Origin of the sequence: Candidatus Kapaibacterium sp., assembly GCA_025059875.1 — a bacterium.
GTDB lineage: Bacteria > Bacteroidota > Ignavibacteria > Kapaibacteriales > HRBIN21 > HRBIN21.
The window spans coordinates 158,261-179,978 of sequence record JANXCT010000004.1; the positions used below are offsets into that span (position 1 = coordinate 158,261).

19 protein-coding genes, 1 tRNA gene and 2 rRNA genes are annotated in these 21,718 nt (G+C 58.2%); 13 read left to right on the plus strand and 9 right to left on the minus strand.

From position 1 onward, the window contains the following. Positions 1-5: 5 nt before the first annotated feature. The 9 genes from nadA (at position 6) to NZ960_06420 (ending at position 10,208) form a co-directional block, all read left to right on the plus strand. Entirely contained in the window at positions 6-950 is a 945-nt protein-coding gene (gene nadA / locus NZ960_06380) for a quinolinate synthase (GenBank protein ID MCS7177228.1), read from the plus strand. A gap of 51 nt (positions 951-1,001) precedes the next feature. Continuing rightward, positions 1,002-3,308, plus strand: coding sequence for a YfhO family protein (locus NZ960_06385; protein MCS7177229.1), 2,307 nt, complete (start codon positions 1,002-1,004; stop codon positions 3,306-3,308). An 8-nt stretch (positions 3,309-3,316) separates the two neighbouring features. After that, on the plus strand, positions 3,317-4,024 hold the full coding sequence (locus tag NZ960_06390; GenBank protein MCS7177230.1) for a TIGR02253 family HAD-type hydrolase: 708 nt from the start codon (positions 3,317-3,319) through the stop codon (positions 4,022-4,024). After that, a complete protein-coding gene (gene def / locus NZ960_06395) occupies positions 4,021-4,587 on the plus strand; it encodes a peptide deformylase (GenBank protein MCS7177231.1) in 567 nt (188 codons plus the stop codon). Before NZ960_06390 ends, def begins: the two co-directional genes overlap by 4 nt. Continuing rightward, positions 4,584-5,243, plus strand: a complete 660-nt coding sequence (gene pdxH, locus NZ960_06400) for a pyridoxamine 5'-phosphate oxidase (protein MCS7177232.1) — start codon at positions 4,584-4,586, stop codon at positions 5,241-5,243. Before def ends, pdxH begins: the two co-directional genes overlap by 4 nt. A gap of 200 nt (positions 5,244-5,443) precedes the next feature. Continuing rightward, the gene (locus NZ960_06405; protein ID MCS7177233.1) at positions 5,444-5,668 is read left to right on the plus strand and encodes a hypothetical protein; all 225 of its coding nucleotides are present in this window, start codon (positions 5,444-5,446) and stop codon (positions 5,666-5,668) included. A 101-nt stretch (positions 5,669-5,769) separates the two neighbouring features. Next, entirely contained in the window at positions 5,770-8,496 is a 2,727-nt protein-coding gene (locus NZ960_06410) for a PAS domain S-box protein (protein ID MCS7177234.1), read from the plus strand. Beyond that, positions 8,447-9,502 carry a hypothetical protein gene (locus tag NZ960_06415; GenBank protein ID MCS7177235.1) on the plus strand — a complete coding sequence of 352 codons (1,056 nt, stop codon included), beginning with the start codon at positions 8,447-8,449 and terminating at the stop codon, positions 9,500-9,502. Before NZ960_06410 ends, NZ960_06415 begins: the two co-directional genes overlap by 50 nt. Positions 9,503-9,614: 112 nt before the next feature. Then, a complete protein-coding gene (locus NZ960_06420) occupies positions 9,615-10,208 on the plus strand; it encodes a hybrid sensor histidine kinase/response regulator (protein ID MCS7177236.1) in 594 nt (197 codons plus the stop codon). A 518-nt stretch (positions 10,209-10,726) separates the two neighbouring features. On the opposite strand, the gene NZ960_06425 is transcribed toward NZ960_06420, so the two are convergent. Together NZ960_06425 and NZ960_06430 are read right to left on the minus strand one after the other, a co-directional pair. Then, positions 10,727-10,800 (minus strand) — tRNA-Arg (locus tag NZ960_06425). 54 nt (positions 10,801-10,854) lie between these two features. Then, positions 10,855-11,859, minus strand: coding sequence for an ATP-binding cassette domain-containing protein (locus NZ960_06430; protein MCS7177237.1), 1,005 nt, complete (start codon positions 11,857-11,859; stop codon positions 10,855-10,857). A gap of 113 nt (positions 11,860-11,972) precedes the next feature. Here NZ960_06430 and NZ960_06435 point away from each other — a divergent pair, with 113 nt between their 5' ends. From NZ960_06435 to mtgA, 4 genes are read left to right on the plus strand one after another with little or no spacing between them, the layout of a single operon-like run. Further along, on the plus strand, positions 11,973-12,908 hold the full coding sequence (locus NZ960_06435) for a phosphoribosylaminoimidazolesuccinocarboxamide synthase (protein ID MCS7177238.1): 936 nt from the start codon (positions 11,973-11,975) through the stop codon (positions 12,906-12,908). Further along, a complete protein-coding gene (gene rodA / locus NZ960_06440) occupies positions 12,898-14,145 on the plus strand; it encodes a rod shape-determining protein RodA (GenBank protein MCS7177239.1) in 1,248 nt (415 codons plus the stop codon). The genes NZ960_06435 and rodA overlap by 11 nt, the downstream gene beginning before the upstream one ends. 9 nt (positions 14,146-14,154) lie before the next feature. Further along, complete coding sequence (gene ispD, locus NZ960_06445) at positions 14,155-14,850, plus strand: 2-C-methyl-D-erythritol 4-phosphate cytidylyltransferase (protein ID MCS7177240.1); 696 nt, start codon at positions 14,155-14,157, stop codon at positions 14,848-14,850. Then, positions 14,847-15,560: a monofunctional biosynthetic peptidoglycan transglycosylase gene (mtgA, locus tag NZ960_06450; GenBank protein ID MCS7177241.1), complete on the plus strand. Its 714-nt coding sequence runs from the start codon at positions 14,847-14,849 to the stop codon at positions 15,558-15,560. The genes ispD and mtgA overlap by 4 nt, the downstream gene beginning before the upstream one ends. A 70-nt stretch (positions 15,561-15,630) precedes the next feature. On the opposite strand, the gene NZ960_06455 is transcribed toward mtgA, so the two are convergent. The 7 genes from NZ960_06455 to NZ960_06485 all read right to left on the minus strand — a co-directional run. Continuing rightward, on the minus strand, positions 15,631-17,337 hold the full coding sequence (locus NZ960_06455) for an acyl--CoA ligase (GenBank protein ID MCS7177242.1): 1,707 nt from the start codon (positions 17,335-17,337) through the stop codon (positions 15,631-15,633). A 68-nt stretch (positions 17,338-17,405) separates the two neighbouring features. Further along, complete coding sequence (locus NZ960_06460) at positions 17,406-18,344, minus strand: CdaR family protein (protein MCS7177243.1); 939 nt, start codon at positions 18,342-18,344, stop codon at positions 17,406-17,408. Between the two features lies 1 nt (position 18,345). Further along, complete coding sequence (dnaG, locus tag NZ960_06465; GenBank protein MCS7177244.1) at positions 18,346-20,184, minus strand: DNA primase; 1,839 nt, start codon at positions 20,182-20,184, stop codon at positions 18,346-18,348. Beyond that, the gene (gene folK / locus NZ960_06470) at positions 20,171-20,689 is read right to left on the minus strand and encodes a 2-amino-4-hydroxy-6-hydroxymethyldihydropteridine diphosphokinase (protein MCS7177245.1); all 519 of its coding nucleotides are present in this window, start codon (positions 20,687-20,689) and stop codon (positions 20,171-20,173) included. The genes dnaG and folK overlap by 14 nt, the downstream gene beginning before the upstream one ends. Before the next feature lie 28 nt (positions 20,690-20,717). Continuing rightward, complete coding sequence (folB, locus tag NZ960_06475; protein ID MCS7177246.1) at positions 20,718-21,107, minus strand: dihydroneopterin aldolase; 390 nt, start codon at positions 21,105-21,107, stop codon at positions 20,718-20,720. A gap of 47 nt (positions 21,108-21,154) precedes the next feature. Beyond that, positions 21,155-21,271: ribosomal RNA gene (rrf, locus tag NZ960_06480) — 5S ribosomal RNA — on the minus strand. A 125-nt stretch (positions 21,272-21,396) separates the two neighbouring features. After that, positions 21,397-21,718, minus strand: a 23S ribosomal RNA gene (locus tag NZ960_06485); the annotation flags it as partial.

Here is a 21,718-nt window from a genome sequence, read left to right on the forward strand (position 1 = left end):
GGACCGTGACCGACTGGGCCCATGCACTCCAAGAACTGAAAGAGCGCCACAACGCCGCTATCCTCGCCCACTGGTACCAGGGCAACGGGATTGAGGAGGTCGCGGACGTCGTCGGGGACTCACTCCAGCTACTACAGGCAGCCCTCAGTCTGCCCCACCCAACACTCGTCGTTGCTGCGACCATTTTCATCGCAGAATCGGTCAAACTCCTCTGCCCTGAAAAGCAGGTCCTCATCCCCGATCCCCTCGCAGGCTGCTCACTAGCAGAGAGCTGTCCGCCTGAGCTCTTCGCACGCTTTCGGCAGATGTACCCCGAGGCGATTGCTCTGGTACACATCCAGAGCAGCGCAGCAGTGAAGGCCCTCGGTGACATCGTCATCACTACCGGAACTGCCGAGCACATCGTACGGCAACTACCGGCTGACCGAACCCTCCTGCTAGTCCCAGACTATGAGCTCGGCCACTACCTCCGGCAGCGGACAGGACGTCGCATCGTTAGCTGGTTCGGTGCCTGCGTTGTCCATACAAGCTTCTCTGTAGAAATCCTGAAGTGCTGGCGACTCCAGTACCCGGATGCACTCATTCTATGTAGCCCGCAGTGCCCGCCAGAAGTCCAAGAGCTCTCCGACTTCGTTGGCTCTAGCAGCCAGCTGCTACAGTATGCGGCCAAGCACTCACCCTCCCGAGTCATCCTCGCCACCGACCATAGCCTCTCCATCCACCTCCGACGCATTCTCCCTAAGGCTGAGCTCCTCCTCGTGCCAGCAGTCGACAACTGCCATTGCACCCACTGCCCTTACATGCGGCTCAACAGCTTGCCGAAGCTCTATCACTGCCTACTTTCGCCACAGGAGTTCGAAGTCCATGTGCCAGTAGAGCTCCAGTCGCGTGCGCGGCAGCCGCTGGAACGACTATTGGGGATGGCTGCTACGCTGCCCCAGAGCTGCTGAGAAGCTGTATTTTGACGGTCTGCCGAACTACTACGAGTCCGCTGTGAAGACATGAAGAGCTCCCGCCCCCGTCCGGGACGACGCCTGCAACAGCCTCTTCAGACCTACGCACGGCCTCCCCAACTGCCGACACTGCCTACATGGGGAGCGGTAGTCCTGTTCACGCTCACTACAGTGGTCTTTTTCTGGCCCAATCTGACGGGCTCGCGTTTCTTTTGGGAAGACTTCGTGGAGCAGTTCTACCCCAACCAGGTCTTTGCTGCACGGCACTGGGCCCGCGGCACAGTCCCATTCTGGAACCCGTACGCCTTCTGCGGAATGCCTTTCCTGGCGGACCCACAAGTAGCCTTCTTCTACCTGCCCCACAGCTTGCTAGGCCTAGTGCAGCTTACCATTGGGACGCTCCCCTTCTGGGCTGCCCAAACATTGGTGATCCTCCACTTCATCGTGGCACAGTGGGGAATGCTCCAGCTCAGTCGGGGATTCGGAGCTAGTGCTGCTGCAGCTCTCGTGGCTGGGATCGGCTATGGCTTCTCTGGCATCCTTACGCATCACGTGATCCATCCGATGATTGTCTACCACCTAGCCTGGCTACCGTGGGTCCTACTGCTCCTCAAGCGTGCCGTAGAAGAGGCACGGTGGAAATGGGCTTTGCTGGCAGGGCTCGTCCTAGGAATGAGCCTCCACGGCGGTCATCCGCAGACTATCCTCTACGAGTACCTCCTCCTCGGCGGCTTTGCTGTATGGCTTCTTGGGATGCGAGTTCGGACACATGGATGGGAAGTCGCACGGCTGGCTGAGGCAGCTTGGGCTGTCACTCCACTCCTCTTGGCAGCAGGACTCTTCGCTGTCCAGCTCCTCCCGAGCCAAGAGTTGGCTTCGTACTCTGAGCGGGCGAGTGGTCAGGGCATGGAGTGGGCTGCAGAAGTCTCTCTGCATCCAAGCCAGCTCCTCACGTTGGTCGTCCCCAAGCTCTTCGGGAGCACAGAACCGGCTGGGGTTCAACACGTGCCATACTACTTGCCCGATACCCGCTACTACCACTACTGGGAGACCGCGTTCTACGCTGGCATCCCCATACTCCTTCTGGCGATGCTCGGAGTAATGCGCCGATGGCGGACCCCGTTTGGGCTCTTCTGGTTGCTCGCAGCACTCTTCTCGGTGCTCTTCGCCCTTGGCAAGTATGGCTTCCTATTCCCGCTGCTCTACCAACTGCCAGGATTTTCGCTCTTCCGGGTACCACCGCGGATCTTGTTCTTCGCCACACTAGCGCTCTGCATCTTCGCTGCCTGGGGCTTTGATGAGCTGTGGCAACGCCAGCACCAGCGGCAACTGCTACGGCAATTCCTTTGGGCAAGCCTACCAGTAGCTGCCATTGCCTTTGCTGCAAGCATCGGGGTGCTCCCAACAATGGTTGGGGCACCGGAGCGTTTCGTACCAATGCTTCAGAGTGAAGGCACGGTCGCCTTCGTAGTGACCGTGTTGACAGGGCTCGTCGCCGTAGCTCTCTGGCGAGGATGGCTCCCTCCCCTCGTTGCAGGAGTGAGCGTAGGGGTAGTGCTCTTTAGCGACCTTCTCCACGCTAATGCCTCCTTCACCCGCTCTTCAACCCGGCCGGAACAACTGTACAGCCTCTCGCCGGCTCTGAAGCAAATGTTACAGCCCCAGCCTCCGGACACCCTCTTCCGCGTCTCCATGCGAGCTGACTTCGGCATGGCGATGCTCCGCAACCAAGGGCTGCTGGACAGCATCATGCTGTATGAGGGATACAACCCGCTTCGACTCCAGCGCCGCAATCCTCCACTGCCGACTGCGGATGCCACCTTTGACCTCCTCAACATCCGCTACCAGATAGCCTTGGACACCCCAACCCAACGGATGTACTTCCGAGAGCGCCCGAGCGCCTTCCCCCGAGCTTGGATGGTTTACCGCGCCAAAGTAGTCCCCAGCGACAGCACAGAAGCGATCCTACGCCGCGGAGAGCTCCAACCTCAGTTGGAGGCCCTTATAGAAGCTGACCCTGGCATTCCACTCCCGGGAACTGCTCCCGACTCTGTCCACCATACAATCCGCTGTCGTGTCTACGAGCACAACTGGCAGCGCTGGGAGGTAGAGACCGCACAGCCCGGACTCCTCTGCTTCAGCGAGATTTGGTACCCCGCCTGGAAAGCTTTCGTGGATGGCACTGAAGTACCATTGCTCCGGGCCTACCACAGCCTGCGTGCTGTACCCATTCCTGCAGGCTCCCACACTGTGGAGCTGCGCTACGACTCTTCCAGTTTCCGAACGGGCGCCTGGATCAGCGCCCTCACGTTAGCTTTGACACTCGCTGCCCTCTTTCTGTGCGACCGCCGCTAGCCAACGACATGATCCGCGCCGTCATCTTCGATCTGGACAACACGCTCGTAGACTTCATGGCAATGAAGCGGCAGGCGATAGACGCCGCTGTTACCGCCATGATTGACGCCGGACTTCAGCTGAGCCCCGAGACGGTTCGTTCCCACATCGACCGCATCTACCGTGAGATGGGAATCGAGTACCAGCAGGTCTTCGACCAGCTCCTTCGCGAAGTGCTCGGGTATGTAGACTACCGTATCCTCTCAGCCGGCATCATTGCCTACCGGCGGGCACGCGAAGCTGCGCTGAAACCCTACCCTCACGTGACAGCAACTCTCATGGAGCTGGTCAAGCAGCGGATCCGACTCGGTATCGTCTCCGACGCCCCCGCTCGAGAAGCGTGGCTTCGGTTGTGCTACATCGGCTACCACCACATCTTCGATGTCGTTGTCACTTACGACGACACCGGTGAACGTAAGCCAAGTCCACGCCCCTTCCTACTAGCACTGCAGCGCCTCGGCGTCCAGCCCTCGGAAGCCATCATGGTTGGTGACTGGGCAGAGCGAGATATCGTCGGTGCAAAACAAGTTGGCATGCTTACCGCATTCGCCCGATATGGTGACGTCTTCGGAACCCAACAGGTGGAAGCCGACTACGTCTTAGGTGACATCAAGGACTTGTTAGACATCATTCGCCAGCATAACGCCGTCGGACAACCGGGGCCACACACCCGATGATCCTGCCCATCTACCTCTACGATCACCCAGTACTTCGGCAAGTAGCTGAGCCCATCGCTGACATCACCCCTGAAGTCCGCCGCTTAGCCCAGGACATGTTGGAAACGATGTACAATGCCCACGGTATTGGTCTAGCAGCGAACCAAGTTGGGGTCGCTCGGCAGCTGATCGTCGTGGACATCGGTAAAGATGAGGGTATGAAGGAACCGCTCGTCCTCCTCAATCCCACAATTGAGGCAACTTCAGAGGAGACATCAGAGATGGAAGAGGGCTGCCTTAGCTTGCCAGAGCTTCGGGACGCCGTCATTCGGCCAGCTGCCGTCCAGGTACGCTACATAGACCTCCAGGGGCGTGAGCACCGGATTACCGCTGACGGCCTCTTAGCGCGTGTTCTGCAGCATGAGATGGACCACCTCAACGGCGTCTACTTCGTAGACCGCCTCTCTCTCGTTCGCCGTACCCTACTTCGGCGTAAGTTAGATCGAATCGCCCGAGGGGAGGTCCTGCCACCGTACCCTGTGGTTTTAGGACATGCTACGGTAGCCCAGCGCTCAGAGATATGATGAACGCAGACCAGCTCAATGAGCAGTTGCAACGCATACGCCGCGAGTATCGGATGATGGTGTTAGATGAAGCCGATCTGCCCTCCGAACCACTCCAACTCCTCCAACGCTGGCTGGAGGAAGCAATTGCCGCTCAGTTGCCAGAACCTACAGCCATGGCCTTAGCTACGGCAACTCCCGAAGGTTCCCCATCCGTCCGAATGATGCTGCTGAAAGGCATAGAAGATGGAGCATTGGTCTTCTTCACCAACTACCAGAGTCGAAAGGCACAGGAACTGGAGGCCAACCCTCAAGCGGCTGCAGTCCTTTTCTGGGCAGAACTGGAGCGCCAAGTGCGAGTAGAGGGCCGCATAGAGCGCCTTAGTGCTGAAGCAGCCGCAACATACTTTCGTACCCGACCGCGAGAAGCCCAGATTGGCGCATGGATCTCGCCTCAGAGCCGCGTCATTCCCAGCCGGGCATTCCTGGAAGAGCGCTTCCGCGAACTAGCCCAGAGGTACGAAGCCCAGGACATCCCTTGCCCGCCGTTTTGGGGAGGATACCGACTTGTGCCCTCCAGCATTGAATTCTGGCAGGGCCGTCCACATCGGCTCCACGATCGCATCCAGTATCGCTGGCATGAGGGTGCATGGGTTCGGGAACGCTTGGCGCCTTAAAGCCTGGTGAGATTTTACCGACAAAATCCGTGTCTGATTGGGCCTCTCACCCATGGTAGCCCAGCCTAACTCCATCGTAATCACTGCTGGTAGCTTACGGCTTCTACGGCGCCTACGGCATGTCTGCCAACGTGCAGGCCTCGCGAATATGTCGCTTACCTCATCCAAGAACTGCCCGAGGGGCTCTACCGAAGCCTCGGGTGGCTCTAGTTGGACTTCACGAAGATGACTTCCCTCTCCTGCCAACGATACAGCAGCGCTGCGACGGGCTTTCCTTGATCCTCGCCGGCAGTCCAGAGACCGTTGATCTCGCTCTCCAGAGCTTCCCTAAGCTTTCCCCAGATGGCCTCCTGTTAGAACCGTTCACGGCACAGCACCTCCGATCCCTCTTGCCTGGATACTCCGCAACCGACGGCACCGGATAGCATCTGATGGATTACGGTCTCTTTGGAACCTTCTCGACAGCATACCCGAGGCTGTTATCGTCACGGACCAGAGAGGCCACATCTAGTACTGCAACCGGGCAGTGGAGCGTCTAACGGGCTGGGGCTCTGCGAAACTTCATCAGTCCTCCATCGAAGACCTTTTCGCCCCAGCTGCAGAGTATCGGTCACTGTCCTTTGCGGAGCGTGTCATACAAGAGGGCAGCGTGGAGTTGGACCTCCAGCTCCGATCGCAACAGCAGGAGTCCCTCACGATCCATGGAACCATCATCCCTCTGAGGTTCCTGGACGATGCCCCTAACGGTTTCCTCTGGTTCCTGCGGCCTGCGGAAGGACAGGAGCCCGGTAGCCAGCAGAGTCTGCACTACCAGAAGCTCCTCCTCATCCTAGAGTCTCTGCTAGAGCTCCGCCCTATGGAGGAGCTACTCTCCACGACAGTCCAAACGCTCTTCTCCCTACTCCCATTGGACTCGGCCATCCCGTATACTCGCGAAGGGGATCTGCTGCTGTCCAGATGGCACACTACTTCCTCGCCTGAATTGACAGCGATTGCGAGAAGTACTCTTCCAGTAGAACGCAGCTTGATTGGAAGCGCTCTATGCCGTGGTTCCCCAGCCGTCTTCAATAATGCTCACCAACATCCGCATAGCTACTATCCAGAAGGCTGGACGCCTCCTGCCGTCGAGCACCTCATCAGTATCCCCCTGCGTGTTGGCAACCAACAAGCAGCCTTAGGGTTGGCTCGTTTCACGAACCCTCCATTCTCAGCAAGGGAGGCAGAGCTTGCCCTACTCTTCGGTCGCTTCGTTCAGATCGGGCTGGTAAACGCCGAACTGTGGCAGTCCCTTCAGCGCTCCGAAGCACACTACCGAGAGCTCTTGGAATGGCTCCCAGCTCCTCTCATACTCCACCGTGAAGGGAAGGTGCTCTACGCCAACCAGGTAGCAGCTGATGTCCTTGGACTCCTCTCCCCGCAGGACCTCGTAGGGCTTCCAGTACTAGAGCTCGTGGCCCCAGAAGAGCGCAGTACCTTCAGAGAATGGATACAAGACTTGCAGTGTGCTCAGTACCCTGCTCTACCACCTCGATACACTCGCCTCCTCCATCGTGGTGGCTTCCATCGGGAAGTGCTTATCTCCGCAAGGATTGTCACCCACGGAGAGGCTCCCGCTGTATTGATCGTTGGAGTAGATATCACAGAGCAACGCCGTCTCCAGCGCCAGCGAGAATGGGAGCTTGCTGCCCTACGCATCGTTGCAACAGCAGCACTCCACAGCCAGAGCATCTCAGAACTTTGCAAATACTTCCTCGCTCAGGCATGCCGAGAGCTAGGCTTCCGGGGTGGGAGTATCCGGCTATTGGAAGGAAACAGCCTTGTACCTATCGCGGTTATCGGCCTTCCTCCCGAGGCTGTTCCTACGGTACCGCTGACGGACGAGACCACCCTTGCTGCCTTTGTTGCTCGAACTCGGCAACCAATTTTCGTACCGGATATTGAGCTCTACCCCCTCTCAGAGCCACACCGTCGACGCCTATGCGAACTTGGCGTCTGCGCCGCAGTCAGCTACCCTATTGTCGGTCTTCAAGGACAGCTCTTGGGGACATTCCAGCTTGTACATCACATTTCCCTAGAGCTGGGAGAAGGCGCCCGTGAATTCTTCACTATCCTAGCCTCCTCGCTGGGCATAGCAATTGAACGGCTCCGCTTAGAGCAGCAACTCCGCGACAGCGAACACCGCTTCCGAACATTGGCAGAACATGCCCCGATTGCCATCACCCGCTATGGCCTCCATGAAGGTCGCTACCTGTTTGCTAACCGCGAGTTCGAACGCCAGAGCGGCTACACCCTGGCTGAGTTTGAAGCCCTCTCCGATCGTGAGCTCATTGAGATGATCCACCCCGAAGATCGCGAGCGCGTCTTCCGCTTCTGGCGAGAATGGCAGAGAGCTGGATTCCCAGACGTACAGTGCATAGACTACCGCATCTACAACCGTAGTGGTGGGGTCGTCTGGTTAGATAGCTACCTCTACGCTGAGCGCCGCTCCGATGGGCAATTGGAAAGCATCGTCCAGGTATGTATTGACATCACTCCCCTGAAACGGGCCGAGGAGGCTTTTCAGCAGGCTCTCCAGGAGGACTTTCGACGAACGGTGCAGAACCTCCATGGAATCGTCTTCCGCCTCCAGCACCGCCCGGATGGCACGGTCTTCTATGCCCTCCGTGAGGGTAAGCTAGCCAGCAGCTACACCACTGCGACCATCTATGGGCGTCCAATAGACGAGCTCCCTGAATCACTGCGCTTCCCCTCAGAGCTCTTAGAGCGTGCCTTCGCCGGTGAACGAGTAACGATCGAGGTTGCCCATGATGACCGATGGCTGCTTTATACGCTGGAACCCCTCTACTCAGATGGTGGCACCGTAGCAGAGGTTGTAGGAACTGGTATCGACATCACCGAGCGCCGTCTCTTGGAGCGTTCCCTAGCGGAGAGTGAACATCGGTATCGCTCACTTGTGGAAGCACTCCCAGTAGGAGTCGTGGAAATCTTTGTGAGCTCTGACCTCAGTCGCCAAGAGGATGTCTACGTCAACCCTGCCTTCACCGCCATTGCAGGCTATACATTGGAAGAGCTTTCGACAGTCTCGGGCACGGCCACCGTCCATCCAGAAGATAGAGCCGCGGTAGAGGAAGCATGGGAAAAGTGGCTCAACACGCCGGATGCTCCTCCTCTGCGCATGGTATATCGCTGTTTCCGGAAGAACGGTGAGCCTTACTGGCCTGGAGCTTTTGGCTGTCAAAGCCCGACAGCATGACGGATGGCGCATCATAGAAGTCGGGACAGATATTACCGAACGGAAGCAAGCCGAAGAGCGTATTCAGTACCTGGCGAATTTCTCCGAACTCTCACCAATTCCGATTGTGGAGCTGACCCCGGATGGGACTGTCACCTACGCCAATCCGGCCGCCAACCGTCTGCTGCCCGTTCATGAGCTCTCTCCTATCCACCCCTGGTTGGAAGGCATCTGGGAACAACTACCAGCGATACGGCAGTCACCAGAGAAGCCCTGGATTCGGGAAGTCGTTCTCGGGGAGCACGCTTGGCTCCAGCACATCTTCTGGCTACCCACCTACCAGCGACTCCGAATCTACGCCCCAGAGATCACCCTCCAGCACCACCTCCGGCGCCAGCTCCAAGAGGCATTAGAACATGAGCAAGAGCTCGCTGTGGCTCGCTCACGGCTCATGAGCACAATTGCCCATGAGTTCCGGACCCCCCTGGCCGGGATCCAGTTCTCGGTAGAGCTCCTCCAGAACTACTTCGACCGCCTTTCTGCAGCAGAGCGCCAGCAAGAGCTCCGTAACATTGCTGCTCGTGTCTACGACCTTACTACCTTGGTTGCCGACTTCTTAAATCAGAGCTCTTTAGATGCCCTCCGCCGCTCGCTGATCTTTGAGCCCGTCCCCCTGCAGACAGTCTGCCAAGAAGCCAACGAGCGCATCCAGCCACTGTTGACTGCTAAAGCCCAGCAATTGCTGATGGAACTTCCAGAAGAGCCCGTTTATGTGCGTGGAGATCCGAAGGTCCTACGGTTCATCCTGCTAAACCTCAAACCTCCCAACGAATGCTTCCAAGTACTCCGAGATGAACCAGAACATCCATCTGCAGCTACAGGTGGAGCTGGGCACAGCCGTCGTCGAAGTGGAAGATCATGGAATTGGGATTCCAGAGGAGGAGCTCCCCCAACTCTTCCAGCCTTTCTTTCGGGGTTCCAGCACGCACGGCATCCCCGGCGTCGGTTTGGGACTGACGCTCGTTAAAGAGTTTACGGAGCTACACCGAGGGAGCATCCACATTCGGAGCCGTCTCGGTAGTGGTACGCTTGTCACCCTTCGCTTTCCAATTGTAGAGTCTCTCTGAGGGTGAGCCGCGATGCCGAAGATCCTGGTCATTGAGGATGCTAAATACTTGGCCCAAGGGATTGCCCGAATCCTTGAGCTAGAGGGCTACGAAGTCACCGTAGCAACTACTGGGCGTCAAGGGATAGAAGCAGCACTAGAACAGAAGCCCGATCTCATCCTCTGTGACCTAGCCCTACCGGAAGTCGACGGTATCGGGGTCCTAAAAGCCATTCGGCACAACGAGGGGCTGGCCTCTACTCCTTTCATCCTCTTGACCGCTCGCTCCGGACATACCGAGGTCCGGTTAGGACTGCAGGCTGGAGCCGACGACTTCTTGACCAAGCCCGTTACAGCTCAGGCTCTGCTGAAGACCATCCGCCATCACCTAGCCCGCTCAGCTTCCTTTCAAGCCGAGTACAAGCAGCGCCTTTCAGAGCTAGAGCAGAGCTTGACGTACGCTCTTCCACACGAACTTCGGACAGCGCTCAATGGTATCTTGGGGGCTGCTACCCATCTCCAGGTCTTCGCAGATCGGCTCACTCCCCAAGAGCTGCGAGAGCTCAGCGAGGATATCCTCTCTTCGGCACGCCGCCTCTTACGGCTGACGGAAAACTTCCTGCTCTAGCCCGCGTGGGATTTCTTTAGCCAACGCCCCGGAGCTTGTACAGCAGCTGCGGCAGTTCTCGACGGAAGAACCTTCTGTCGTGCTTCAAGATATCGTGCTGATGAAGGGGGAAGAACATGGCCGCACAGCAGATCTCCGCTTCTCCCTAAGAGCTTTTGGTTTGCGCCTTGCAATGCCGACGGAACATTTCGCCAAGGTCGTCGAGGAGCTCATCGACAACGCTTTCAAGTTCTCTCCTCAGGGCTCTCCCGTAGCTATCCGCACATGGGAGGCCGACGGATACTTCTGGGCAGAGATTCGCGACTGGGGTAAGGGTATTCCTCCTGACCTCCCTCAGCGAATCCGCGCTTACCACCAGCCTGGACGGCTCTTCCACGAGCAACAAGGGATAGGTCTAGGTCTAGCACTCTCCCGCCGCATCGTCGAACTCTACGGAGGCAGCCTAGAACTGGAAAGCCCACCGAATGGTGGAACATGGGTTACCTTTCGCCCTCCCTCTGCCGGAGGACCGCCCTCAGTGGACCCGAGAGGACTCGAACCTCTGACACCAGGTTTAGGAAACCTGTGTTCTATCCAGCTGAACTACGGGTCCATCAACAGCGGTTGACAAGCAAACTTAAAAAATCCGCCGGCTACGGACGGCGCTCTAACACCCCCCTTCCCTACAACAGCTTGAGTAGCTCTGGCGGAACAAAGAGCGCACGACCTCTTCCAGTGGAGGCTCCTCTATCGCAACATCAGCCACTGGGAACGATTCCAATAGCAACGCTACTCGCTGGGATGCCTCTGCGCGTGGGACCCGCAGGATAACAGTCCGGTCGTAACTTGCGTGGACTCGTCCTACACGGCCGAGTGCATCCAAGCTTACAGGGGCCATCAGCTCTGCCCGCACAAACTTTTCGTCAGCGTATCGTCGGACCAATTCCCGTAAGTCCCCGTCGTAGAGGAGTTGGCCGCGTTCCAGAATCAGCACCCGCTGGCACAGATGTTCAATGTCGGCCATGTAGTGGCTCGTTAGGATAATCGTTGTTGCCGTCTCGCGGTTATAGGCTGTTAAGAACTCACGCACAGTCTGCTGTGCAACGACGTCCAACCCCAAGGTTGGCTCGTCGAGGAAGAGCACGCGCGGGGCATGGAGGAGAGCTGCCAAAATCTCACACTTCACTCGCTCCCCCAAAGAGAGGCGTCGGACTTGTACGTGAAGCTTATCGGCAACACCCAACATGTCGGCAAGCCTATCGCGACGCTGCTGAAACTCAGCCATCGGGATTCGATACATTGCTCGGTGAAGGAGGAAGGAGTCCGCAGCCGGTAGATCCCACCAAAGCTGGCTCCGTTGCCCCATGACGAGAGCAATCTGTCGCCGGAAGGCATCAGAACGCTCCCACGGGATGTAGCCTAGCACTCGGGCCATCCCTGCTGTAGGATAGAGCAGTCCTGTCAACAGCTTCAACAATGTCGTCTTCCCTGCACCATTCGCACCCAGTAGCCCGACGATCTCTCCTTCTGCAACCTCAAAGGTGATGTTCCGGACCGCTACGTGCTCTCGGTATTCCCGGCGGAAGAATGAACGAATCGCTCCTCGAAGCCCTTCCTGTTTCACTGGGGTACGGAAAACCCGCGTCAACCCCTCTGTCACTATAGCCCCCATGTCACTCCTTCCCAGCTCGAGCTTTTAAAGACGAAAGAGCCCCTCCAGAACTCAACTACAACCGAGAGTCTGACATAACAAGCTGCGTAGTTTTGTGCGTTCGAACATCCCCCATGCAGCTCCAGAGCTTTCCGATACCGGCCATTACTGAAACGCAGCTCCCCCTGCCGCTGCTGCGACGGGGTAAGGTCCGAGATGTCTACGAGGTAGACAACGAACGGCTCCTGATTGTTGCCACAGACCGTATCTCCGCCTTTGATGTTGTCCTACCTCAGCCTGTGCCGTGCAAAGGTATCCTTCTGACACAGCTCTCTGCCTTCTGGTTTGAACAGACCTCAGCTCTCGTCCCCAACCATCTGCTCTCTACGGAGCTTCCCCCGGAGCGAGCAGAACTCTCCGACTTCTGCGAGCTCCTCCAGGGGCGTGTCCTCTTAGTGCGTCGCACGGAGCCAATCCCTGTAGAGTGTATTGTTCGCGGATACCTGGCCGGTTCAGCATGGCGGCAGTACCAGCAATCCCAACGCGTCGGTGATACTCCTCTCCCAGAAGGACTCCAGCACGGCAGCCCATTGCCAGAACCGCTCTTTACCCCAACAACGAAAGCCCACAATGGGCACGACGAGCCAATTTCGTTTGCAGCGATGGCGGATCTGCTGGGCTACGAGCTGGCGGAGCGCCTACGCACACTCTCTATCCGAGTGTACACCTATGCAGCGCATTACTGCCGCCAGCGAGGATTGATCTTGGCTGACACCAAGCTCGAGTTCGGCATCGCCGCTGATGGAAGCCTACTGCTCATCGACGAGCTGCTTACCCCAGACTCCTCTCGCTTCTGGCTGGCAGAGGACTACGAGCGTGGCGGAGCACTGGTAGATATGGACAAGCAGTTCGTGCGCGACTACTTAGAACGACTCGGCTGGAACAAGCAGCCCCCACCTCCGGAGCTGCCGGAGGAGATTCTGCTGCAGACACAGCAGCGTTACTGTGAAGCTTTTCGGCGCTTAGTCCCACATCCCGTACCATGGTGCTGTTCGACAGATGCTCTATGAGCCTGAATCCGCTCCCACAGGTAGGCTGCAGCGGTCGTTGCGGCAGATCGACTGGACAACCCTCCTGCTCGTGGGCCTTGCGCTGGCGTTTGGACTGATTGCCCTCTACAGTGCTACGGCAAGTTCTGAAATGGCTCCCTTCTTTCAGCGCCAGCTTCTCTACGCCGCCATCGGTGCTGGGGCATTGGTGCTTGCCATGTGGCTACCACGCTCCTGGTTGGAGCAGATAGCCCTTGTTGGCTACATCATAGGGCTCCTCCTCTTGGTTGCAGTCCTAGCATTCGGCCGCACTGTCTACGGCTCTAAGAGTTGGCTCTCCCTGGGAGCAGTCTCCTTCCAGCCGGTAGAGTTTGCAAAGCTCTCCACACTGCTATTTGTTGCCCACTTTCTCTCTCAGGAGGGCCGTTCGCTCCGACAACTCCCGACGCTGTTGGCAACAATAGCACTGGTATCGCTCCCAGCACTCCTGGTCCTCCTACAGCCCGACGCAGGCTCTGCTATGGTCTTCGGTGCCATGGCTCTAACACTACTGTTTTGGGGCAAGGCTCACCCACTCCTTGCATTGCTCCCGCTGCTCGCTGGGGCAGTCGTCCTACTATCACTCGTAGGAGCCACAGCGCTACTCTTTGGGCTTCTCATAGGGGCAGTGCTGATCTTCTTAACTCGACCGCCACTGCTAGTTGCGATTCTCTGCTGTGCTGCTCTCGCCGCCCTCGGCTGGGGGACCTCCACTGTCTACCAGATGCTGAGACCCCACCAGCAAGCCCGCATCCAAGCTTTTCTCAACCCTGAAGAAGACCCACGAGGCAGCGGTTACCACGTCATTCAGTCCATCCTCGCTGTAGGTAGCGGAGGCTTGACCGGCAAAGGGTTTCAACAGGGAACCCAGACACAGCTCCGCTTCATCCCGAAGCAATGGACCGATTTCATCTTCTGTGTCCCTGCTGAGGAGTTCGGCTTCCTTGGAGCAGTTCTGGTCTTGGCTGTGCTCTTCGGACTCCTATGGCATGTTTTTTCGCTCGCTCACTGGCTCGAAGATGAGCCTTTCTGGAGCCTCCTATTGAGCGGCATCGGTGGGATCTGGTTCTTCCACACCACTGTCAACATCGGCATGGCTCTAGGATTGGTCCCCGTAATCGGGCTGCCACTGCCGTTCATGAGCGCCGGGGGCTCTGCGCTCGTTGTCAACATGGCAATGGCAGGGCTTGCTCTGAATGCATATCGCCAGCTCTACTGAAGGCGCTGAATGGTAGTCGCTGTTGTCGCTGCCGCTGGATCGGGCACTCGCATAGGGGGTAAACTCCCTAAGCAGTTTCTCCACCTCTGCGGATACCCCTTGATTGTTTACTCTCTGCGCACCCTGCAGCTGGTCCCCAGCGTGGATGCTGTTCTCGTTACAGTTCCGCAAGGATACGAGGAGTCCTTACTCCACCTCTGCCGCGAACAAGGGTTCACGAAGGTCCGTCGCATCGTGTGTGGCGGCCCAGAGCGCCAGGATTCGGTCGCCAATGCCCTGCAGACAGAAGAGGTCGCCGGAGCAGACTATATCCTCGTCCACGACGCTGTGCGTCCCTTGGCTCCAGCGGAGCTCTTCGAGCGTGTCCTTGCAGCCGCACGTCGGCATGGAGCTGCGGTCCCCGGAGTTCCAGCCGTTGACACCATAAAGGAACTAGATGCCTGCAGGAACGTCCTCCGCACTCTCCCACGTGAATCCCTTCGCTATATTCAAACCCCTCAGGCCTTCCGAAGCGATCTCCTCCTACGTGCTTATGCTGAAGCTACACAGAAAGGGCTCCGAGCCACCGATGACGCTGCTCTTGTTGAGTTACTTGGACACCCCGTTTACGTCGTGGATGGCGCTCCAGAGAACATCAAGGTCACCTACCCCCACGACCTAATCGTCGCTGAAGCCCTGCTCCAAAGAGCTGCTGAGGTCGGATGAAGAAAGAAGCGTCCCGCTTCTGGTTGCGCCGTTTGGGAGCCTTCCTCGGCTATGGCTGTCTCTTCGGCTACACCGGTTCCGTCATCTGGGTATTACTCTATGCCGTTCTACCCCCACCCTGCACCCCGCTGATGGTGCAGCGGCTCGTAGAGGACCTCCTTCGGGGAGATTGGGTGGGAATTTCCTACCGATGGACCCCAGCAGATGAGATAGCTCCGTGGCTCTTCCGAGCTCTCATCGCGGCCGAGGATGCTCGCTTCCTCCAGCACTATGGGTTTGACTGGCAAGCCATCCAGCAAGCCCTTCGCCGGAACGAGCGCCTCCGCGGCCGCCGCCTCTATGGGGCTAGTACGATTTCCATGCAGACGGCAAAGAACGCCTTCCTTCTGCCAGCACGAACCTACCTTCGGAAAGCTGCAGAAGCCTACTTCACCGTGCTCATAGAGACCTTCTGGGGCAAGCGCCGTATTCTGGAAGTGTACGCCAACATCATAGAGTGGGGCCCTGGAATCTATGGGGCTGAAGCCGCAGCACAACACTACTTCGGGAAATCGGCCCGAGACGTATCCCTGCGCGAGTCTTCCCTACTGGCAGCGGTCCTCCCAAATCCCCGCCGCTGGTCCCCAAGGACCCCAACGCCGTACATTCAGCGCCGTAGCGCCTGGGTGCGTGCCCGCATGAGCGTTGTGACAGCACCCGCGCGCCTTTGAAATGCCCCAAAGCCTAGCTGGAACACCTCTCCGGAGGCTGTGGAATGCCTCCCTACGGGCCAGGTAGAGTTTAGTCGTGCCCTTCGCGTGGAGGAGACGACTCCCCAAGGATATCCTCCGGGCTGAACTGTGCCCTTCGCCAAGGCTCGAAAAGATGCTTGACCCGCGTACGCTGATACTTGCCTGTCGTCGTCACCGGCAGCTCATTGGTGAAGAGCACGACCTTCGGCGCCTTGTGGAATGGTAGGTGGAGCGCGCAGAAACGCCGGATTTCCTCTGGAGACGCCCCCTCTTCCGGGATGACGAGCGCTCCCACCTCCTCACCGTAGAGCTCATGCTCAAATCCAACTGCGATACCAGCACGCACTCCCGGTGCTCGGGCTATGACCTCATCGATCTCCAGCGGCGAGATGTTCACCCCTCCACGGATGATGAGCTCCTTGATCCGCCCCGTGATGAAGAAGTACCGGCGCCCTTGGGCATCGGTACGGTAAAAACCCTCGTCTCCGCTACGGAACCAGCCGTACGTGAAAGCCTCCTCATTTGCCCGAGGGTTAGCAAAGTAGCCCTTCATGACGTTCCATCCCCGGATGACGATCTCGCCCCGCTCACCTTCGGGAAGCTCGTTACCCGAACGGTCGTGGATGGTCATCTCGTTACAAGGAATCGCCACCCCAATGCTAGGGAAGCCGTAGTCTTGCATCCAGTGCGTATGCTCCTTCCAATCCTGTCCAACCGGCAGGAAGCAAGAGTAGCACGTCGTCTCCGAGAGCCCGTAGCCGTGGATGATAGGGATACGGTAGGTCTGCTCAAAGCGCTGTGCCAGTTCACACGTCAACGGCCCAGCCCCACAGATGATGTGGCGGAAACCATTCTGCACAGCATTCAGCGGATCAGCCCCAGCCTCCAACAGGAACGCCAGTATCGTTGGGACGATAGACACGATGTGCACACCCTCTGCTACGATACGCGGGAAGAAGTACTCCGTCTGGAACTTCCGGTTCAGCACAACCGATGCTCCGACAAGAAACGGGGTGACATGGGTCACAACGATACCGTTGACATGGTGGACTGGTAGGACGCACATCATGCGCGTCGCTGCATCAATCCCATGCCATTGGGCAATGTCGTAGCCATCCGCGAAGAGGTTTCTCTGCACGAGCATGACTCCCTTGGGGAGCCCCGTCGTCCCACTCGTGTAAACGATGAGGGCTTCATGCTCCCGAAAGTCACCTTCTTCTGGGATTGACTCAGGTTCGCGACGGCACAACAGCGCATGGAAGCCATCCTGTCGAGCTTCGTCCGCATAGACAGGGATAACCTCCACGCCATCTGGGCAGAACTCGGACAGCCGCTCAATATACTCCTCACGGCAGAAGAGGAGCCGCGCTTCGGAATTCTCCAGGATGTAACGCAGCCGGTGATTCTCCTCCGTCATGTTTAAGGGGACTACGCATGCCCCAATGCTCCAGGCAGCGAAGTATTGCACGATTGTGTCCGGATGGTTATGGGCAGCAGTCGCGATCCTCATACCAGACCGAATACCGCAGTGGCGCAGAAGGCTTGCCGTTAGCAGCACTCGGCGAGCAAACTCACCGTACGTATACTGGGAGCGCTGACCGTGCTCGTCGTAAAACACCAGAAACACTCTCTCAGGGTGCTCCTCAGCCCGCGCTCTAAGCACAGCCCCAATAGAGGCGAACGGGAAAGCAGCCTGCTCTGGAGGCACACCACGTACTGTTTGGGCCTGACGAATCCGTTCTTCCAGACTCACCATGGAAGATTCCGTCCAGACCGTACTACATCTGCTCCGGCCGCAACGACCAGCAAAAATACACGCTCCCCCTATCTGGCATGTGCCCGGCGGACGCTCCAGTGGAGCAGCCATGGTGGCTCCACTCGGAAGACCTCAGCCCCCTCCGGCGCTACAATCTGGACACCGACTCTTCCTACAGTATCTTGGAGCAACTCCGTATAGGACACCGTAGCGCGGAGATCATGAGCCGCTATGGCGAGCACCTTCTCCAGCGGTCCGCGGAGCCACACTCGTACACGGCGAGGCATCACCAGGTGTTCAGCTATTGCCGGGCTCAGGACAATCTCCACCGGAACATCTTCGATGCAAACCTCTGCCTCTGGCTCGAGCTGCACAGAGACTTGGACCTGCACGGGGAAGGCCTCAACAGGGGCAGAAGATTGGAGAACGACAGGAACTCCAACCCGAAGCTCTCCACTCTGCGGAACTATAGCTACTGGTGCCGTCCGCGCCGCAGAAAGCGCGGGAATTACGCTCTCCGCTCCTCGAACTTGTATGCTCTCCGGCTCGACATGAAGCCTCGTCAGGACGAATCCCTCGGGTACCGCCGCACGAAGCTCTGGAACAACGGGGACTGAGCGGACAACGGCTCGTTCAATGGACAACGTTAGCGTGTCGGGAGAGAGATGTAGGAGGCTGACGCCGCTGGGCAAGCCCAAAGAGCGCGTCATTTGTACCCTCCCAACCCCAACGACGCCTGGTAATGGAACCTCTGGAACGGGCACAACCATCTCCCGAGGCCGATTCCATAGCTCCACCCCAATCAGTCGCCAACCCGTAGCCTGAACATGAACCTCAACACTCGGTGGCACGGGGGTAGCTAACGCAGTTTCCGGAGGAAGCTGGATACGGAGCGGCACAGAAAGCACGGCAACGTAGTCCTGCTCCAGCTTGATGTAGACCCAGAACACTAAAGCTGCTGCAAGAGCCAATGCAACGCTACGAGCCCTCCTCCAGCCGTGCTCCATTCTATCCCGCTAGCTGTCGCAGCACCTTCTGGCGCTCCTCTGCTAAGTGCTGGATCTCCTCCAGGAGCCGACGCTGCTCTTCCCACGATTCAACGGAACCTTGCCGGGAACGGAGTTGCTGGAGCTGTTCCTCTATCTTCCTCAGCCTCAGCCGCAAGAGACCCTCCTCCAAGAGACGGCGAGCACTGAGTTGCATGGTATCGTACGTGTACTGCTTCCAGTTCTGGCTTGGAGCCTCGCGGACGATGGCAAGCTCCAAGAGCTGCTGCCAAAGCTCACTCTGCTGGAGCTCCTCTTTAGCGATGAGTGCCGCCAGCGGATCGCCGTACTGCTCCGCAAGGTTGCACAGTAGGTCCCAGAGCTGTTGCGCCGGCTCAGAGACGAGCGCTGCTCGAATGGCGGCTTTGTCAACCTCCGCCCATGCAGAGTTAAGAACCACCCGAAAGAGCTGCTGCTCTTCTGGAAGCATCTTAGGCGGAGCCGGTGAGATCGCCGTCGACGGTGTCGGCAGCGATGCTGCAGGTGCTGTCTGTTGCAGCGACTGAGTCCGCCTCTGGCGGGCTAGCTCCTCGTACAGAAGTGATTCCGACAACCCAAAGCGAGATGCAACATGGCGAATCAGAAAGTCGTGCATGAGCCGATCAGGAACCGCCGCAATGAGCCGGATGCTGTGCCGCACTGCCTCTGCCTGCCCGGCTGGTGTCTGCAGCTTCCCCTGACGCTGGTAGTGCTGCAGGACGAAGTCCAGAAACGGTACGGCATGCCGGATGCGTAAGCGGAATGCCTCCTCCCCTTGTAGTCGGACAAAACTGTCTGGGTCTTCTCCTTCTGGCAACGTTACGATGCTGACCTCAAAGCCCTCCTGGAGAGCCAGCTCCAATGCACGGAGCGTAGCTTGTTGACCAGCACGGTCAGCGTCGTAGACCACGAAGAGCTGCCGACAGTAACGCCGGAGTAGCCGTAGTTGCTCCACCGTTAGTGCCGTTCCCGCTGTCGCCACAGCCGCCCGAATTCCAGCTTGGTGGAGCGAAAGGACATCCATGTACCCCTCTACCAACAGGGCGTATCCCTGCGAACGGAGAGCATCCCGCGCTTGGTACAGCCCGTAGAGGACCTTACCCTTGTCGTACACGAGCGTCGTAGGCGAGTTCACGTACTTAGGACCTGCCTCCTCTTCCCGAAGTCGCCGGGCACCGAACCCAATGACCCGACCGATAGAGTCGTAGATCGGGAAGATTAGGCGGTGACGAAACCGGTCATAGCGATTCCCTTGCGGCTCTGCTTGCACAATCAGACCTGCTTCCACACCGACGGTGTCATGGAAGCCGCGCCGCCGCAGGTGCTGTAACAGCGCATCCCATTGGTCGGGAGCATATCCCACTTTGAAGGTCCGGAGCGTCTCCGTCGTCAATCCCCGGCTGTAGGCGTACGCACGAGCTGGAGCACCCTCGGGACGAAAGAGCAGCTCATGGTAGAATTCAGCAGCCACCTGCAGCGCCTTGTAGAGCAAGGTCGAGAGATCGTTTCTCTGGGTATCCCTCCCTTCCTCTTCTGGAATCGACAGACCGACCCTTTCGGCTAAAAACCGCACCGCCTCAGGGAAACTCATTCGGTAGTACTCCATGACGAACGTCACGGCATTGCCCCCTTTGCCGCATCCAAAGCACTTGAAGATGCCCCACTCGGGGTGTATGAAGAATGAGGGCGTTTTCTCTTGGTGGAACGGGCAGAGCCCAACGTAGTTCCTGCCTACCCGCTTCAACGAGACCACTTCCCCGACGAGTTCTACGAGGTCTACTCGTTGCCGAAGCTGCTCAATGAGCCACTCAGGGAAGGGCATCGGCCCACCTCATCCCCTCAAGGCGAGCGTAGAGACGAACCCAAGCAGAATCTCGGCACTCATCGAGCAACTCTCGAAGACTCTTGCCCAACAAGGGGTGGCGGAACTCTGAGGCTATCTCCACAGCCGGAACTAACACGAACCGGCGTAGATGCAAGGATGGATGTGGCACCACGAGATGCTCTGCCCGCAGAATAAGCCCTCCGTACAACAGTAGGTCCACGTCCAGCGGACGCACAGGAGAAGGCTCCCGGTGGCGAGTACGCCCTGCCCGACGTTCGATTTCCACGCAGAATGCCCACAGCTCCTCCTCAGGCAGAGATGTCTGAATCCAGACGACCGCATTGCAGAACGGTGGGGTATCTTCTGGCAAAGCCCATGGCTGAGTTTCGTAGAGAGAGGAGCAGCGAACGAGACTCCCTACCTCTTCAAGCTCTGCAAGGGCTGCGTTCAGCAGCTGCAAGCGATTTCCCTGATTGCTCCCCAAGCCCAGCAAGGCATCCATCTATGCGCGCGGATTGTTCCAGCTGTGCCTACTGCTGGGGATCTCTCAACTCCAAGCGCTCTGCCTCCTGCTCTACCTCCACGTACTCCACAGCATATCGGAGCGGCACGTAGAGCTTTCGCACTCGGACCCGAGCCCTCTGGACGGTTGGAAAGTCGCGTAGAAGGGCTGTTAGGATGCGATGGGCGAGTGTCTCCAGAAGATGGTACGCATTCTCGTGGACCACGCGCTGGATACACTCCACCACCTGTTCGTAGTTGAGCGCATAGCGCAGACTATCAGACTGGATAGCTGGCTGAGCGTCGTACCAAAGTTCTGCGTCGACTTGAAACTTGCCTCCTAGCAACCGCTCCGCGTCCCGGGCACCGTGGTAGGCGTAAAATTCAGCACTGTGGATGTAGAGCCGGCAGAGAGCCATCTCGTGGGGAGAAGGAAAGGCCAGGAGGGAGTATGAAAAAAAGAACGGCCCGGCAACTACCTACTCTCCCACCGGGGTAGCCCGGCAGTACCATCGGCGGTGCGGGGCTTAACTTCTCTGTTCGGAATGGGAAGAGGTGTTTCCCCCGCCCTATCGTCACCGGACCGGAGTACTACCTTTTTGGGTAAAGGAGGGGAGCAGAAGAGCGGTCCAAGCTTCAGAGAGAAGCTTCTGAGAGTAGGCGCCCGCAGAACCGCTACGCACCAGACAAGCGCCAGAGCCCAACAGGGATGGCAAGACCTCGGACGATTAGTACTCCTCCGCTAAACGCGTTACCGCGCTTACACGTGGAGCCTATCAACCAGGTCGTCTCCCTGGGTCCTTACCGCCTTAACGGCGTGGGATGCCTCATCTTGGGGTAGGCTTCGCGCTTGAGATGCTTTCAGCGCTTATCCTTTCCGGACATGGCTACGCTGCGCTGCCGCTGGCGCGACAACAGCCACACCAGAGGTCCGGTCACCCCGGTCCTCTCGTACTGGGGGCGAGACCCCTCAAGCATCCTGCGCCCGCCACAGATAGGGACCGAACTGTCTCACGACGTTCTGAACCCA

Coding starts and splice junctions, on each gene's coding strand:
- ispD (MCS7177240.1), top strand. CDS start 14,155: ATGGTAGTCGCTGTTGTCGCTGCCGCTGGATCGGGCACTCGCATAGGG.
- pdxH (MCS7177232.1), top strand. CDS start 4,584: ATGATGAACGCAGACCAGCTCAATGAGCAGTTGCAACGCATACGCCGC.
- folB (MCS7177246.1), bottom strand. CDS start 21,107: ATGGCTCTCTGCCGGCTCTACATCCACAGTGCTGAATTTTACGCCTAC.
- NZ960_06385 (MCS7177229.1), top strand. CDS start 1,002: ATGAAGAGCTCCCGCCCCCGTCCGGGACGACGCCTGCAACAGCCTCTT.
- NZ960_06430 (MCS7177237.1), bottom strand. CDS start 11,859: ATGGGGGCTATAGTGACAGAGGGGTTGACGCGGGTTTTCCGTACCCCA.
- mtgA (MCS7177241.1), top strand. CDS start 14,847: ATGAAGAAAGAAGCGTCCCGCTTCTGGTTGCGCCGTTTGGGAGCCTTC.
- def (MCS7177231.1), top strand. CDS start 4,021: ATGATCCTGCCCATCTACCTCTACGATCACCCAGTACTTCGGCAAGTA.
- rodA (MCS7177239.1), top strand. CDS start 12,898: ATGCTCTATGAGCCTGAATCCGCTCCCACAGGTAGGCTGCAGCGGTCG.
- folK (MCS7177245.1), bottom strand. CDS start 20,689: ATGGATGCCTTGCTGGGCTTGGGGAGCAATCAGGGAAATCGCTTGCAG.
- NZ960_06435 (MCS7177238.1), top strand. CDS start 11,973: ATGCAGCTCCAGAGCTTTCCGATACCGGCCATTACTGAAACGCAGCTC.
- dnaG (MCS7177244.1), bottom strand. CDS start 20,184: ATGCCCTTCCCTGAGTGGCTCATTGAGCAGCTTCGGCAACGAGTAGAC.
- NZ960_06420 (MCS7177236.1), top strand. CDS start 9,615: ATGCCGAAGATCCTGGTCATTGAGGATGCTAAATACTTGGCCCAAGGG.
- NZ960_06460 (MCS7177243.1), bottom strand. CDS start 18,344: ATGGAGCACGGCTGGAGGAGGGCTCGTAGCGTTGCATTGGCTCTTGCA.
- NZ960_06455 (MCS7177242.1), bottom strand. CDS start 17,337: ATGGTGAGTCTGGAAGAACGGATTCGTCAGGCCCAAACAGTACGTGGT.
- NZ960_06390 (MCS7177230.1), top strand. CDS start 3,317: ATGATCCGCGCCGTCATCTTCGATCTGGACAACACGCTCGTAGACTTC.